This is a genomic window from Nocardia cyriacigeorgica, from assembly GCF_010858045.1.
Taxonomy (GTDB): domain Bacteria; phylum Actinomycetota; class Actinomycetes; order Mycobacteriales; family Mycobacteriaceae; genus Nocardia; species Nocardia cyriacigeorgica_E.
This window is the reverse complement of sequence record NZ_JAAGVC010000047.1, coordinates 1-16028: the sequence shown is the minus strand read 5'-3', so window position 1 is coordinate 16028 and position 16028 is coordinate 1. Positions and strand designations below refer to the sequence as shown.

Here is a 16028-nt window from a genome sequence, read left to right as displayed (position 1 = left end):
CTGGCCGTGTCGAACCAGCCGTAGTGCGCTGGCCGTGTCGAACCAGCCGTAGTGCGCCGGCCGTGTCGAACCAGCCGTAGCGCGCCGGCCGCGGCGAACCAGCCGTAGCGCGCCGGCCGCGGCGAACCAGCCGTAGCGCGCCGGCCGCGGCAAACCTGCCGTAGCGCGCCTGCCGCGGCAAACCTGCCGTAGTGCGCCGGCCGCGGTGGGCCGGCCGCCGCTACGTCGCCCGTGCGTCACGACTCGCCGTTGCGCGGTTTCCGGCGGCTGTGCCGGGCCGAACGGTGGTCCGGTCGCCGCCTCTGACCTCCGGTCAGCGGACTCCCATTCCCTCATCGCTTGTTACTCATTCCGCGCCGCTCAGCCGAGCAGCGATACCACCTCGTCCAAGGATGCGCCGCCGAGAATCGCGGTGACGGGTACGTCGCGCTGCAGATCCGATTCGATGCGCTTGCGCAGGTCGAGGGCCTGAAGCGAGTCGAGCCCGAGCGCGACCAATGGCGTTGAGCCGTCGATGGTTTCGGTGGCGTCCATGCCCATCACCGACCGCAGCGCGAACCGCACGCGTTCGGCGGTGTCGCCACCACTCGCCGGCGCTGCTTCGGGTGCCGGCTCGGCCACGGCGACCCGGGTTTCGACGGCCGGTTCTGCCGCAGGGCGGGCGGTTTTCCGCGCCTCGGGCAGCACCGGCGGCGCCAGCTCCCGCACCTGATCGAACAGCGGCCCGAACCCGAACACCTCGAACAGCGTCGCGACCCGGCCCCAATCCGCGGCCACCACGAGCGCGTTCGCGGCTGCTTCGGTGAATCCCGCCGCGATCGACGCGTCGACGTCCATCGGGTACAGCCCGGTGCCGCTGATCTGTGCCAGCGCATCGGCCTGATCGGCGCCGACTTCACGCCACAGGCCCCACTGCACCGACGAGCAGGCGATGCCCTCGGCGCGCAGCCGGGCCGCGGCGGCGTCGAGCATCCGGTTGACGGCGGCGTAGAGCAGATGCCCGCGCCCGCCGATGGTGGCCGAGAGCGAGGAGCACAGCAGCACCCGGCCGTCCTCGGCCAGTGGCAGTGCACGCACCAGGTTGTCGAGGGCGCCGAGCTTGGCGGCGGCGGCCGCGCGCACGGTCTCGGGGGTGAGTTCGGCTGCGGCGGCGCCGTAGTCGACGGTGGCGTGCACCAGCAGGTCCACCGGTGCGGCACCGTGGTCGGCGGCCAGCGCCCGCACCGAGTCGGCGTCGGTGACGTCACCGGTGCGGACCACGATGTCGGTGCCGCCGAGTGCGCGCAGTTCGGCGATGCGCGCGCGGGCCTCGGCATTGCCGCCGGACCGGCTGATCAGCGTGATGCGCCCGGCTCCGGCGCGGGCGAAGCGTTCGCAGATATCGAGGCCGAGTTTGCCGGTGCCGCCGGCGATCACGATCTCGCGCGGCGTGCCGGGATCGAGTGCGGTGCCCTCGTCGACGGTGAGCCGTTTACCGTAGACGCCGCCCTCGCGGATGGCGAGTTCGGGTTCGCCCGCCGTGTGCACCGCGCCGAGCAGCGCCTTGGCCGAGGCCGCGGCGTCCGCACCGGGCGCCAGATCGACGTGCCGGAATCGCACGCCGAGGTGTTCGGGTGCCAGGCAACGGAATCCGGCCTGCGCGGCGGCCTGGAACAGATCGGGCTGCTCGTCGCCGGTCACGGCTTCACCGCCGCGGGTGACCAGCCAGATGTCGGCCACCCCGTCGAGTTCGGGCAACCAGCCCAGGTTGGCGAAGGCGGCCAGCTCGGCGACAGCGGACTCGGTGGTGCCGTCGGGCGGTGGCGGCAGCAGCACCACGGCGGTGTCGAAGGCCGCCGGCGCGTCGACGATCTTGGCGCCCTGCCGGGCCGCGCCCGCCCGTACCGCCTCGGCCAGCTCGCCGCAGCGTCCGGTCGGGTCGATCAGAGTGAGTGTGCGCGGCGGCACCAGCGTGCGCTTTTCCAGCCGCACCCACTGCTCCACCAGCCGGGTGGGGACCGCCGCGGGTTCGGTCTCCGGTTCGGGGTAGTCGAACGGCGCCCACATGGGCTTGGAGTTCATCTCGGTGTTCGGGAAATCCAGCAGCGGCAACGGCGGGCGCTCGTTCGCGCCCGCGATACGCAGCCCGTCCCAGTCGAAGTCGAGATCACCGACCGCGATGGCGGCCAGGTTCCGGGTGAACTCGGCGAGATCCTCGGCCGAACGGCGGGAGGTGCCGATGGGCTGGAACTCGCGGTCGCCGGGCACCTGGCTCAGGTTCTCCATGATGGCGATCATCAGCGCGGGATGGTCGGCGATCTCGATGAAGGTGTCGATTCCGCGTTCGGCGGCGTCGATGATGGCCAGGTCGAACCGCACCCGATTGCGCAGGTTCCAGAACCAGTAGTCACCGACCGGTAGGTCGGGGGTGATGGGCGCGCCGAGCGTGGCGCCGATGCAGTCGATCGAGGTTTCCTGGAATGTCGGACGATCCAGCTTGTCGGCCATGCCGTCGCAGAATTCCGACCGGAACTTGCTGACGTAGGAGGTGTGCGCCGGATAGGCCACCCGGATCTCTTTGGCGAAGGTGCCCTCGTCGTTGAGCGTCTGCACCATGTTCACCACGGCCTCGCGCTCACCGGAGATTGCCAGCACATGGGCGGAGTTCACCACCGACAGCTCGGCCCACGCGGAACTGCGCGCGATCAGCGCCTCGCATTCGTCGCGGTCGACGCCGAGCACGGCCATCGAGTACTGCCCATCGGTGCCGCCCTCCGGGCACAGTTCCTCGACCAGCTGCGCGCGCAGCGTGACCACCCGGACGCCGTCGGCCAGCGAGATGACCCCCGACACCACCGCTGCGGCGATCTCGCCCTGGCTGTGCCCGACCGTCGCCGCCGGTTCCACACCGACCGCCCGCCAGATCGCGGCCAGGCCGATCATCTGCATGAACAGCGCGGGCTGGACGATGGTCACCTCGTCCACTGCGTCGCCGCCGTCGAGCAGGTAGGTCAGCGGCGAGATGCCGAACAGCTCCTGGAAGACGGCCTCGCATTCGTCCACCGCGGCGCGGAACACCGGCGAATGCTCGTAGAACATCCGTCCCATGCCCGGCCGTTGACTGCCCTGTCCGGGAAAGACATAGGCGATCTTGCGCGGTCTCGCCGGGGCGCCCGAGGTGACGACGGCCGGATGCGGTTCGCCCGCGGCGACCGCGCGCAGGGCCGCGAGCAGCTGATCGCGGTCGGTGACCATGGCCAGTGCCCGGCGCCGGCGCGGGACACGGGTGCGCAGCAACTGGGCGGCGACCTGGTCGGGAGTGAGCGCGGGCCGGGCGTCGACGTAGTCGAGGATCGCGGCGGCTTCGCGGCGCAGCGATTCGTCGGTGTCCGAGGACAGCAGGACCGGAATGGTTCCGTCCGGAAGACGATGGCTAGACATGGTTCTCCTCTTCCGGCACCGGCATGGCGAGCACCGCGTGCGCATTGGTGCCCGCGACGCCGAACGACGACACCGCCCCGTACCGCACGCCGTCGCGCGGCTGCCAGTCCTGCAACTTGTCGGCAAGGCGCAGGGTCGAGGCGGACCAGTCCACCTCGGTGGTCGGGTTGTCGGCGAACCGCGACGGCGGGATCTGCCCGTGCAGCCCCGCGAGCAGCACCTTGATCAGGCCGAGCATGCCCGCCGCGGCCTGGGCGTGGCCGAGATTCGATTTCACCGAACCGAGCAGCGGACCCGGTGCGGCCGGATCGCCGGCGCCGTAGACGCGTTGCAGGGCAATGAGTTCCTTGGGATCGCCGACCGCGGTGCCGGTGCCGTGCCCCTCCACCAAGCCGACGGCGTCGGCGGGAATTCCGGAGCGCGACACCGCTTTGCGGATCAACTGCTCTTGCGCGTCGGTACTGGGCACGGCGATCGGCGCGCCCTTGCCGTTGTGGTTGACGGCGGTGCCGAGGACCCGGCCGTAGACGCGATGGCCGAGTTCGCGGGCTCGCGATTCGCGTTCCACCACGACCACACCGGCGCCTTCGCCCCACAGCGTGCCGGAGGCTGCGGCCGAGTACGGCTTGCACTGGCCGTCCGTCGACAGCGCGTTGGCCTTGGAGAATTCGTAGAAACCCGCAGGCGAGCCGAGCACGCAGACCCCGCCGGCGAGCGCCCATTCGCAGTCGTCGTTGCGGATGGCGGCGGCCGCCAGATGCAGCGCCGACAGCGACGACGCGCAGGCGGTGTCCACCGTCATCGACGGTCCCACCAGGCCGAGGCCGTGCGAGATCCGGCCCGCGACGGCGCCGAGCGCGGCGCCGGTGGCGCGGTATCCGGTGTGCTCGTTGACCTGGGCGGCGTGCGGCCCGTACTCGGTGAACGAGGCACCCATGAAGACGCCGACCTCGGTACCTGCCAGGCTCGCCGGGTTGATGCCCGCATTCTCCAGCGCTCGCCACGCCACGCGCATGCCGACCCGCTGCTGCGGGTCCATCGCGACGGCCTCGCGGGGCGAGATCCCGAAGAAGGCGGCATCGAATTCGGCGGCACCGGTGAGAAATCCGCCCGCATCGCGCACCGGGCTCCAGCCCTCGTTCGCCGCGGACAGGGACAGCAGTTCGGTGATCGGCCAGCCGCGATCACGCGGGAACGGGCCGATCAGGTCTTCGGCGTCGGCCAGCGCCGACCAATAGCGCGCCAGGGTGTCCACGCCACCGGGTGCCTCCACCGCCATCCCGGCGATGACGATGTGATCCTCGACGGCGCTCACCGCGACACCGAAACCGGTTCGGCGGACAGCACTTCGGCAATGCCCGCGACCTGGTTGTGCAGGTAGAAATGCCCGCCGTCGAACATGGTGACCTCGAGCGGCTGCCTGGTGTGCTCCTGCCAGGCGTACAGATCGCCCATGCCGACGTAGTCGTCGTCGCTGCCGCCCATCGCGTGGATCCTGGTGTCGAGCACCACGTCCTTGCCGCAGGTGTAACGGTCGAAGGCGGCGTAATCGGCCTTGAGCGCGGGCAGCGCCATCCGCATCAGCTCCCGGTTGCCCATCACCTCGGCGCCGGTGCCCTCCAGCCCGGAAACGTGATCGAGCAGCTGCTCATCCTCGGTGGGGTGCGGCGGCATATCGGCGCACATCCACGGCGCCACCGCACCCGACACCCCGAGCATGCGCACCGGGATCCCCGCGGCCTCGGCCAGCCGGGTGAATTCGAACGCGACCACCGAGCCCATGCTGTGGCCGAACACGGTGATGGGTTCACCGCGGTTGAGCGTGGAGCGGGAGAACTCGTCGAAGGCGGCGGCGGCCGTCTCCGGCAGCGTCTCCTTGGGGGTTTCGGCGGCGCGGTCCTGCCTGCCGGGGTACTGGAACAGCACCACGTCGAAGTTCGCGCTCAGCGCCTTGGAGAACGGCCGGTAGGTGGAGGCGCCGCCGCCCGCGTGCGGGCAGATGAGCAGCGGTGGGGCGTCCGCGACGCGCGGCTTGTGGAATTTGCGGATCCATCCGGGGGTGTTTGCCATAACTTTCTCCTGCCTCACTGCCACATCCGCCGCATGACCAACATGCCCTGGTCGGCGTCGTCGATTGCTTCGGTCGCGCCCACCAGGCCGTCGGGGTGTTCGGCGATGGCGCGCAAGGTGTTGCTGTACGCGGTTTCGATGATCTGAGCGTCGTTGGCCTCGAAGGAGTCCTCGGCGTAGAAGACGACCACGCGCAACGCGTCACCGGGGAACAGCAGGTCCGGCGGGAAGATCATCACCAGCAGCGCGTTGTCGGTGGCGCCGCGTCCGGAGAACGACACCAGCTCCAGGTTCTCTTGTCCGAGTAGCTGTTCGAGCTCGTCGCGCCCGGACGGGTAGGACTGGTAGACGAACATGCTGTCGAAGAGCTTGCGCGCACCCGCGGTGCGGTTGGCCGAGGTGAGCCGGTACTGGTGGAACTCCATGAGTTCGCGGCGGCGGCTCTGCATCTCGTCGAGGTGCTCGCGCCAGCTGCGGCCGGCGTCGAGCGCGATCGCGACGGGCACGGTGTTGACGAAACAGCCGATGGCGGTATCGATCTCGTCGATCTCGGCGGGGCGGCCGGAGACCACCTCACCGAAGACGGTCGCGTCCTCGCCGGTCACATAGCGCAGCACATTGGCCCAGGCCAGCTGGCAGATCGCGCTGAAGGTGGTGCCGGTCTCGGAGGCCAGCGCGGTGAGCTTGTCACCGACTTCGGTGTCGATCATGAAGCTGTGCGCGGCGGGCACCGCGTCGCCGCCGGTTTCCCTGCCGGGTGCCACGATGCACGGCTGCACCTGGTCCAGGTACTTCGACCAGACGGCCTCGGTCTCGGCCTCCCGTGCCTGGGTGAGCCGCAGGAATTCGGCGAAGGTGCCCGGATTGCCCAGCGGTGCGGCGGCGCCCTCGGTGGCGTAGGCGGCGAAGATCTCGCGCGGCAGCAGCTGTCCGGACCAGCCGTCGGTGAGGATGTGGTGCGAGGTGAGCACCAGCATGTGCTCGTCCTCGGGCAGGTGCACGACGGTGGCGCGCATGAGCGGGCCGCGGGACAGGTCGAACTGGCCGGCCTGATCGGTGTCGAGGAATTCCTGCAGCTTCTGCTGGGCGTCGGGCCGGTCGCGGTAGTCGACTTCGCTCGTCACGAACGTCATCCGGTCGGCGACGATGGCGTAGGGCTGCCCCGCGTGCGATACCGAGACCGCCACCCGCAGATTCGGATACCGGTTGAGCACGGTGTCCAGCGCCCGCCCCAGTCGTGGCACGTCGAGCGCGCCGGTGACCGAGATGGTGGTCTGCACGGTGTAGGCGTCGCGCCCGGCACTGCTGATCGCGGTGAAGTACAGACCGGCCTGCAGCGGTGCCAGCGGGTAGACGTCGGCGTAATCGCCGTAGAGGTTGTGCCAGCGGTCCAGGTCCAGCTGGGTGACATCGTGGGCGAGCACATCGCTCGGGGTGAGCCTGCGCGCCGGATCATCGCGCACCGCTTTGGCCAGTTCGCGCAGCGCACCCGCCCACAGCTCGGCGAGTTCGCGCACCTGCTCCTCGGCCAACGGGCCGGAGGGGTAGCGGAAGGAGGCGTGCAGGGCGGGAGCATCGCCTTCGACCAGGGCTACCGTGTTGATGTCGAGCAGCGCGGCGGCGGGCTGGTTTGGCCCGGCATGGCCGCCGAGATAACCGAATTCGGGTGCGGCATCCCATTCCGCGGCCTGCTCCGCGAGCGCGAAACGGCCCATGTAGTTGAAGCTGAGCTGCGGTGCCGGGTGAGACTGCAACTCGGTCTTCGCCGCCGGGTTCAGCCAGCGCAACAGCCCGTACCCGATACCGGATTCCGGCACCGCGAGCAGCTGCTCCTTCACCGCCTTGACCGCCGCGACCATCTCCGGCTCACCCGAGCCGGCCACCTCGAGCGCGACCGGGTAGGCGCTGGTGAACCAGCCGACGGTATTGCCGAGATCGGCTCCGGCGAACAGGGTTTCGGCGCGGCCGTGCCGTTCCATGGTGAGCGAGACGGTCGCACCGTCGCGGTCGTGCGCGCGGCGGTAGCGGTGGGTGGCCACGGCCAGCGCCGCCACCTGGATGTCGAGGAAATCGCAGCCGAAGGCCTGGGCCGCGGTCGTCATCAGGAAGGTGGTGTCGTCGGCGTCGAGTTCGGTGGTCACCTCGCACACGGTGGCGACGGTGTCGCGGGCCGGGTCGAAGGCGCTGTCGCCGAGCAGCGGGTCAGCGGTGGCGGCCACGGTCTGCCAGTAGGGCAGCTCACCGGCGAGGGTTTCGCTGCCCGCCAGTTGCACCAGGTTGGTGTTCCAGGTGCGCACCGAGGTTCCGGTGCCGTCGAGTTCCTCGCCTGCCCAGAGCTGGCGCAGGTCGTCGTGGATGATGCGCCAGGACACGCCGTCCACCACCAGGTGATGGATGACCAGCAGCAGCCGTCCCGTCGCCCGGTCGGCGGTGCGGACCCAGACGGCGCCGAACATCGCGCCCGCGGCGGGATCCATGGCCTCGGCGGTGCCGCGCAGCTGCTCGGCGAGGGTATCGGCGGCCGCCCGGTCCCAGTCCGACGCATCGAGTTCGACCTCGGTGAGCGCCGGATAGTCGAACGGTTCGCCCGGTGCGGGCACGTAGTAGGCGGTGTTGCCTGCCGGGTCGGTGCCGATTCGGGCGCGCAGCAGCGGATGCCGGTCGACCAGGCCGCGCAGCATCGCTGCCAGCCGGTCGGCGGTCGCGTCGGCCGGGGTGACGACGGCGGTGGCCTGGCTGTAGGCGCGGTAGGTGTCCGCGGGACGCTCGGTGAGCAGGGCCGCGATCGGGCCGAGCGGAATCCAGCCGGTGTCGGCGCCCGCGTCCACCAGTTCGGGTGCGCCGGATTCGGCGATCGGCTCGGTGGCCGCGGCGATCGCGGCGATCGTGCGGGCCTCGAACAGGGTGCTGGTGGTGATGGACAGTCCGCGCTTCTTCAACGCCGACGCCATCCGGATGGCGCTGATCGAATCCCCGCCGAGGGCGAGGAAATCGTCGTCGGCGGCCAGTTCGGTGCTCTCGGGAATACCGAGCACCTGCCGAACCACCTCGGCGACAGCGATTTCCGCGTCATCGCGCAGGGCGCGGCCGCGGCCGGTGGAACCACCGAGATCCGGCACCGGCAGTGCCTTGCGGTCGAGTTTGCCGTTGGCGGTCAGCGGCAGCGCGGGCAACCGCACGAGCGCGGCCGGGATCATGTAGTCCGGCAGCCGTTCGGCGAGGAAGGCGCGGATGGCGCCCGCGTTCTCATCCTCGGGATCGGTCTCGAACGTCGAACCGGGTTCGGGGACGTAGTAGCCGGCCAGCGCGGCGTCGGCGCCCTTGGCGACGGCGATCACCGCGGCGGAAACGATGCCGGGCACCTGCCGCAGCACGGCCCCGACTTCGCCGAGTTCGATGCGGTGGCCGCGGATCTTGACCTGATCGTCGACCCGGCCGAGGTATTCCAGCCGGCCGCGCGCGTTCCAGCGCACGATATCGCCGGTGCGGTACATGCGGGCGCCGGGTTCGTCGGCGAACGGGCATGCCACGAAGGTGCCCGCGCTCAGGCCGGGCCTGCGGTGATAGCCGCGGGCGAGCTGTACGCCACCCAGGTACAGCTCACCGATGACGCCGGTCGGCACCTGCCGCAGCTGCTCGTCGAGCACGTACACGGTCGAATTGGATTCCGGCACACCGATGAGCGCGGGGCCCTGCTCGGGGGCACCGTCGAAGTCTTCGTGGGTGATGTCCATCGACGCCTCGGTGGGCCCGTACAGGCCGAGCACCGTGCCGCCGAACACCTTGCTCGACTCCTCCACCAGCGCCGGGGGCACGGCCTCGCCGCCGAGGTAGACGAACCGCATCGACTGCAGGCGCGCGGGATCGGGGCCCGCATCGAGGAAGGCGCGGACCACGCTGGGCACCAGCGAGATCTGGGTGATCTTGTGCCGGTCGATGATTCCCGCCAGCGCCTCCACATCGGCCTGCCACCACTCCGGATGCGGCAGCACCGTCGCCGAACCGGTGCACAGCGCGTTGACCAGCTCGAACACCGACACGTCGAAGCCGATCGGCGCCTTCTGCAAGATGCGTTCTGCGCCGAAGCCGAGATGGTCGCGCATCCACTGCACATGGTTGGCGACACCGCGGTGATGGATGATCACGCCCTTGGGGCGGCCAGTGGTGCCGGAGGTGTAGAGCAGGTAGGCGGCATCGAGCGGGTGGATCGGCCGATCCAGTTCGGTGATCTCGAGCGGCGCGTCGTCCAGTTCCGCCAGCTCGGCACGGACCCCCGGATCGGCAAGATCGACCACCGGCACCGAGTTCTGCACCGGCAGCTCGCGATCGCCGGACACCGAGCGGATCATCAGCGCCGGATCGGCGTCACCGAGCATGTACTCGATGCGGTCGGCGGGATAGCTCGGATCGAACGGCACATACACCGCTCCGGCCCGCAGGATCGCGGCGAACGCGACGGGCAGGTGCTCGGACCGTTCGGCGAACACACCGACTCGGTCGCCGGCGCCCACCCCGCGCCCGCGCAGCAGCCGGGCCACACGATTGACGTACGAATCGAATTCGGCGTAGGTGAGGCTGGTGTCCTCGAACACCACCGCCACCCGCTCGGGATAGTTGCGGGCGGAGTCGCGGATCATCGCGTCGGCGGTTTCCGGGACGATCGGCACCCGCGGCCCCGGCGTCCACGCCGCCAGCTTCGCGCGGTCGGAGTCCGACAGCACCAGCAGCCGGTTCAGCGTGACCTCGGCGCCGGCGTGGGCGAGCATCTGGTCGATGTATTCGTGCAGCCGCTCGATGGTGGCCGGGTCGAACAGGTCGGTGCGGTAGGTGATCTGCACGTCCACCCGATCGGCGTGCATGAACGCTTCCACCGCCACCGGCAGCAGCGAGGCGCCGTGATCGGCCAGGTGCCAGCTGGTGCTGACACCGGGCAGCTGCGGGCCGTCGATCTTCTGCTGCAAGAACAGCACCATGGTGTCGAACAGCTTGGAGCCGACATTGCCGGTGGCGCGGTTGACCGCGCGGACGATGGCTTCCTGCGGGAAGGTCTTGTGCCGGAACGCCTCCGTCGTTACCCCGCGCACATGATCGACCAGATCGGCGAAGGTGCGGGCGTCGGCGCCGGTGAAGCGCAGCGGCAGCATATTGCTGAGGTTGCCGATCAGCAGATCGCTGCCCGACTCCTCGCGGTTGGCGACCGTCGTGCCGACGACCACCTCGGACTGGCCGGTGACCTGGCGCAACGCGAGGTAGTAGGCGGCCAGGAACACCTGGAACGGGGTGGCGCGCAGCTGGGAGCTGAGGGCGCGCAGGTTGGCATCGGCGCTTGTGGACAGCAGCCGGTCCATGCGGTCGCCGCGTTCGGTGACGACGGCGGGCCTGCGGTCATAGGGCAGCTGGAGTTCGGGTACCTCGCCGTCGAACTGGGCTGCCCAGAACTCGGATTCGGCGGTGTGGTCGGCCTCGGCGAAGCGGTCCTGTTCCCATTCGGCGAAATCGGCGACCTGCCGCTCCAGCGGTTCGGGTCGCGGTTCGCCGGCCAAAGCCTGCTGGTAGAAGCGTTCGACGTCGCGTGAGAGGGCGGGCAACGTCATCCCGTCCCAGGCGATGTGCTGGATGACGAGGATGACGACCGTGGTCTCGGCGTCGGCGCGCAGGAATGTCAACCGCAGCGACGACTCGGCCGCCAGATCGAAGGTCTCGTGCGCGGCGGCGGCGACCAGCTCGTCGATGCGGCGGGTGGTCTCGGCCGGGTCGAGCTCGGTCAGATCCAGTTCGGCCACGCGCGGCGGGAGTTCGGCGTGGATGCGCTGGTACGGTTCGCCCTGCTCATCGGTGTGGTACGTGGTGCGAAGCACCTCGTGCCGCTGCGGCAAGGCCAGGAACGCGCGCCGCAGAGCGTCGTAGTGCACCTCGCCATGGAAGGTGAGCGCCAGACACAGGTTGTAGGCGGTGCTGTCGGGCGAGATCTGCTGATGGGCGAACACATAGCGCTGCCCGAACGACAGCGGTGCCCGCTCGGGATCCCGGCGCGCGGGCACCGCCGGGGTGGCGGCCAGGCCCTCCTGCGCGAGCCGGGCCCGCATCGCTTCCTGAAGGTCGTCCAGCGATCGCATCTACGTCAAACCATTTCTCGTACGTTGGGTTACCGACCGTCATGGCCGGTACAGGTCAGCGCGCCGGAGCGGGTTCCGGAACGCTCACCTGCGCCAGTTCCAGCAGGATCCGCGCCACCTGTTCCAGCCGGCCCTCGGTGGTCTCGGTGGCCTGGAGGCGTTCGGTGATGCCGCGCACCGTGCGGCTCTCCAGCACGCCGGTGACGCCGAAACTCTCGACACCGAGCAGGCCGCGGATCTTTGCGGTGAGGGTGGTGGCCAGGATCGAATTGCCGCCGACGTCGAAGAAGTCGGTCTCCACACCGATGCGTTCGATGCCGAGCACCTGCGCGGTGATGTACTCGACCGCCGCCTCCAGTTCGGTGGCCGGCGGCACGTAGGTGTCGCGGGCACCCGGGTCGTCGCTGCTGAGCAGGCGCCGGATCGCGGCCCGGTCGAGCTTGCCGTTCGCGGTCAGCGGGATGTCCTCGAGCACCCGGATGACCTCGGGAATCATGTGCGCGGGCAACAGGTCCCGCAGCTGCTGCTCGATCGACTCGGCCGTCACCGCCTCGGCGTGCACGGCCGCGACCAACCGGCCAGAGTCCGTCGCCAGCGCCACCGCTTCCCGCACGCCGGGCAGCGCGGCCAGCGCGGATTCCACCTCGCCGAGCTCGACGCGATAGCCGCGGATCTTCACCTGATGGTCGGCGCGGCCGAGGAAATCGACGGTGCCGTCGGGCAGGTAGCGGGCCAGATCGCCGGTGCGGTACCAGCGCACGCCGTCGTGTTCGACGAAACGCTGCGCGCTCCGATCCCGGTCGCCGCGGTAGCCGTCGGCCACGCTGACGCCGCCGATCCACAGCTCGCCCACCACCCAGTCCGGGCAGTCCTCGCCGCGCTGATTGACCACGCGCAGCTGCACATTCGCCAGCGGGGTGCCGTACGGGACGTTGGCCCAGTCGGCCGGGAAGGCGTCGGTGACCTCGCAGACGGTGGAGTGGATGGCGGTTTCGGTGGTGCCGCCGAGGCCGGCGAAGCGCAGGCCGGGGACCTGCGCGCGCAGCCGGTGGCCGAGTTCGGCCTTCACCCGATCGCCGCCGGTGATCACCACGCGCAGTGAACGCAGCTGTTCGGCGGTCGCGGTGTCGAGCAGCATGGTGATCAGGCCCGGCGCGCAGTTCAGCACGGTGACGCCGCGGTCGGCGATCAGCTCGGCCCAGGCCTGGGCATCGCGTTCGGTCTCGGTGTCCACGCACACCAGCGCGCCGCCCAGCGACAGGGGGCTGAAGATGTCGAACACCGACAAGTCGAACTCCAGCGACGACAGACCGATGGTGGCATCGTCGCTGCCCAGATCGAAGTGGGCGGCGATGGCGTCGATGGTGTTGGTGGCCGCGCGATGGCCGACCTCGACGCCCTTCGGTTCGCCGGTCGAGCCGGAGGTGAACAGCACGTAGGCCACCGAGTCCGGGGCGGAGCTGTGCGGGGCGGGCAGCGGGTCGGCGGTGAGCGCGGTACTCAGGTCCACGCCGGTGACCTCGGCGGGCAGCTCGATGACGTCGTCGATGAGCGCGACCCGCACGCCACCGCGTTCCAGGATCCGCTCCCGCCGCGCCTTCGGCTGGCCGGTGCCGATCGGCAGGTACGTGGCGCCCGCGGCGAGCACGCCGAGCACGGCCGGAATCTGGCGGTGCCCCTTCGGCACGATGACGGCCACCGTATCGCCGGGCCGCACGCCCGCATCGGTGAGCGCCCTTGCCACCGACAGGGCCTGGCCCGCCAGCTCGCCATAGGTGGACGAGCCGTCGCGCCAGCGCAGCGCCTCCCGGCGCGGGACGCGCTCGGCATGGGCGAAGAAGGCGTCGTGCAGGTTGCGTTCGCCCAGGTCGGCCGCGGTGTTGTTGACCGATTCCCGTACTGCCCGCTGGCTTTCCGGAAGCTCGATGGCCAGCTCCGCGTGCCAATCGGCGTCCGGCTCGACCAGCGCGTCCAGCGTGTTGCGGAACCGCTCGAACATCGCCTCGGCGACACCTTCGGGCAGCGCGTCGCGGCGGATGTCCCAGTTCACCAGCAGACCGCCGTCGAGTTCGGCCACCTGCGCGTCCAGGTCCACCTGCGGGCCCTGCGACAGGATCCACACCGGGCGGCCGAAGACGCGGGTGACCCGGTCGGCGAACAGCTCACCCAGGTCCAGGCCGGAGGTGAACACCACCGAGGGCGTCACCGGACCGCCACGCATCCGGCCCAGGTCACGCAGCACATCGAGACCCTCGTAGTCGGCGTGCGCGGCGCAGGTGTGCAGTTCCTTCTGGAGCCGCTTGGCGCGCGCCAGCATGGATTCCGGTTCCCGGGCGTCGACGTCGACCAGCACGGAGTTGGTGAAATCGCCGACCACGTTGTCGATGTCGTCGTGCAGCGGCTGGCGCGCGAACAGCGGCACGTTCAGCAGGAACCGCTGCTGCGCCGACCAGCGCGCGATGGCTTCGGCGAACACGGTGGCCAGGGCGACCGCCGGGGTGACGCCGTTGCCGTGCGCGTTGCGGTGCAGGCGGGCCTTGGCCTCGGCGTCGAACCAGTGGTGCAGGCGGATGCTGCGCGAGGGATCGGGGCGCTCGCTTTCCGGGACCACCGGCAGCGAGGGAATATCGGGGAAGTCGAGAATGCGGTTCTCCCACCACTTCTCGTCTTCGGAGTTGTCCGGCGCGGTGCGCTCTTTCTCGGCGAGATATTCGCGGAAGGTGAAGCCGATGGGCGCGAGATCGTCGGCATCGGATTCATAGAGGGCGGCCAGATCGTCGAGGATGCGGCGGTAGCTCTGCGCGTCGGCGGCCAGCATGTCGACATCCAGATGCAGGCGGTGTTTGCCGCCCGGGAGCAGGGTGACGGTGATGTCGATGACCTGGCCGCGTTCGACGTCCATCCGCTGATGGCTCTTGTCCTGACGCAGGCGTTCGAGTTCGGCGTCGGGCTCGGCGTGCCCGCTCAGATCGACGACGCGGAAGATCTGCGGCGGCTCCGGCAGCACCCGCTGGGTACCGCTGTCGAGGAACTGCGCGCGCAATTGTTCGTGGCGGCGCACCAGCCGGACGACGGCGCGTTCGAGGCGATCGGCTTGCACACCCGCACCGTCGAATTCGACGTAGAGGTGCGCGGCCACACCGCCGAGCCGCTGATCCTGGCGGCGGCCCATCCAGTAGGCGTGCTGCATGGTGGCCAGCCCGAATTCCGCCGAGGCGTCGGTGGGGGCGGCCGGGGCGGCGGGCTGCGGGGCCGGTTCGGGTGCTTGCGCGGCGCCGCCGCCGAGCATGCGGGTCCACGCCTCGATCGTCGGCTCCAGCGCGAGTTCGGAGCTGCGAACCTCATAGCCGCGCTTGCGCCACTTGGCCGAGAGCTGCATGAGCATCATCGAATGCATGCCGAGGCTGACGAGATCGTCGTCGTAACCCACCGATTCCGGCGGGACGCCGATCGCCGCCGCCACAATCTCGCGAACTTCCGCCTTGTCGAGCATCGGACTCCTCACCAGCAAGATCAGCCTCACCAAGCCGTAGGCAAGCCTTGCCTAACCTACCGAGGCATCGTAACGCATGGGTTCGGCCGTCCCCTAGCCGTGTGGTTTGGCTAACCTAATCATGCCGTGGCGGCGCTGATCAGCGATGCCCGACTTCCCCGTAGCGGGACGCGATCGCACCTCCCGGCTCGCGTCGCGCCGACCCCTCGAACCGTCGGCACTCGCCTGACCAGCGCCGAGCGCGACCGCCCCGAAACCCCGGTCCACGCCGATATCGGATTCACGGGGATTTCGGCCGAAATGATCCGCCGGACTCGGTGCCGCGCGGCAGGGTTGGGCAGTAGTCTGGGCGCGTCCGACGGCGACTCCCGCCGCCGATGAAGGGATACCGTTGCTTCGCAAGGCGTTCATTGCCGCTGCCGCCGCGCTCGCCGCGGCGATCACGCTCGGCGGCACCGCAGGTCCGGCGGCTACCGCCCCCCTCCCGGCGCGCACCCAGGTGGTTCCCGCGCCGCCCGCGTTCGAAGGTCTGGATCCGTGCTCGCTGGTCCCGCAGGGCGTGGCCGATCGGGTGAGTGGCGTCCCCGGTATCCAGCCCATCCGCCAGCCCGGCCTCGCCCCCGGCCAGCACCTGGACAACTCCGACGGTTGCAGCTGGATGGCGGGCGAGGTGGAGCGCATCGGCGTGATGTTCTGGGTCCGTCAGCGCGTCGAGGAATTCCCGCAACCCGACGATCCCACCGCCCGCCGCCTCATGCAGCAATTCGGCCGCCCCTTCCAGGTCTTCCTCCCCCACCCGGGCGAGAACGCCGAATATTGCAGCATCACCGCCCCTTACAGTGGCGACCGCGAAGTAACGGTCATCCTCCGCTCCCCCGCCCCCGGACGCGCCCAGACTACTGCCCAACCCTGCCGCGCGGCACCGAGTC

General features: G+C 70.1%; 6 protein-coding genes. 1 reads left to right on the top strand and 5 read right to left on the bottom strand.

Translation table 11 applies throughout. The features are described from left to right. Positions 1 to 360: 360 nt before the first annotated feature. From nbtC to GV790_RS25460, 5 genes are read right to left on the bottom strand one after another with little or no spacing between them, the layout of a single operon-like run. On the bottom strand, positions 361 to 3420 hold the full coding sequence (nbtC, locus tag GV790_RS25480) for a nocobactin polyketide synthase NbtC (protein ID WP_163816879.1): 3060 nt from the start codon (positions 3418 to 3420) through the stop codon (positions 361 to 363). After that, positions 3413 to 4735 carry a beta-ketoacyl [acyl carrier protein] synthase domain-containing protein gene (locus GV790_RS25475; protein ID WP_163816876.1) on the bottom strand — a complete coding sequence of 441 codons (1323 nt, stop codon included), beginning with the start codon at positions 4733 to 4735 and terminating at the stop codon, positions 3413 to 3415. The genes nbtC and GV790_RS25475 overlap by 8 nt, the downstream gene beginning before the upstream one ends. Continuing rightward, positions 4732 to 5490 carry a thioesterase II family protein gene (locus tag GV790_RS25470; RefSeq protein ID WP_163816874.1) on the bottom strand — a complete coding sequence of 253 codons (759 nt, stop codon included), beginning with the start codon at positions 5488 to 5490 and terminating at the stop codon, positions 4732 to 4734. Before GV790_RS25470 ends, GV790_RS25475 begins: the two co-directional genes overlap by 4 nt. 14 nt (positions 5491 to 5504) lie before the next feature. After that, the gene (locus tag GV790_RS25465) at positions 5505 to 11606 is read right to left on the bottom strand and encodes a non-ribosomal peptide synthetase (RefSeq protein WP_163816872.1); all 6102 of its coding nucleotides are present in this window, start codon (positions 11604 to 11606) and stop codon (positions 5505 to 5507) included. 55 nt (positions 11607 to 11661) lie between these two features. Next, on the bottom strand, positions 11662 to 15099 hold the full coding sequence (locus GV790_RS25460; protein WP_163816870.1) for a non-ribosomal peptide synthetase: 3438 nt from the start codon (positions 15097 to 15099) through the stop codon (positions 11662 to 11664). A gap of 391 nt (positions 15100 to 15490) precedes the next feature. Here GV790_RS25460 and GV790_RS25455 point away from each other — a divergent pair. Beyond that, the coding region (locus tag GV790_RS25455) for a DUF3558 family protein (RefSeq protein WP_163816868.1) at positions 15491 to 16028 on the top strand (538 nt) is incomplete at its 3' end.

Excerpts from the sequence above, each read along its gene's own strand:
- nbtC (WP_163816879.1), bottom strand. The coding sequence starts at position 3,420 with ATGTCTAGCCATCGTCTTCCGGACGGAACCATTCCGGTCCTGCTGTCC.
- GV790_RS25470 (WP_163816874.1), bottom strand. The coding sequence starts at position 5,490 with ATGGCAAACACCCCCGGATGGATCCGCAAATTCCACAAGCCGCGCGTC.
- GV790_RS25465 (WP_163816872.1), bottom strand. The coding sequence starts at position 11,606 with ATGCGATCGCTGGACGACCTTCAGGAAGCGATGCGGGCCCGGCTCGCG.
- GV790_RS25460 (WP_163816870.1), bottom strand. The coding sequence starts at position 15,099 with ATGCTCGACAAGGCGGAAGTTCGCGAGATTGTGGCGGCGGCGATCGGC.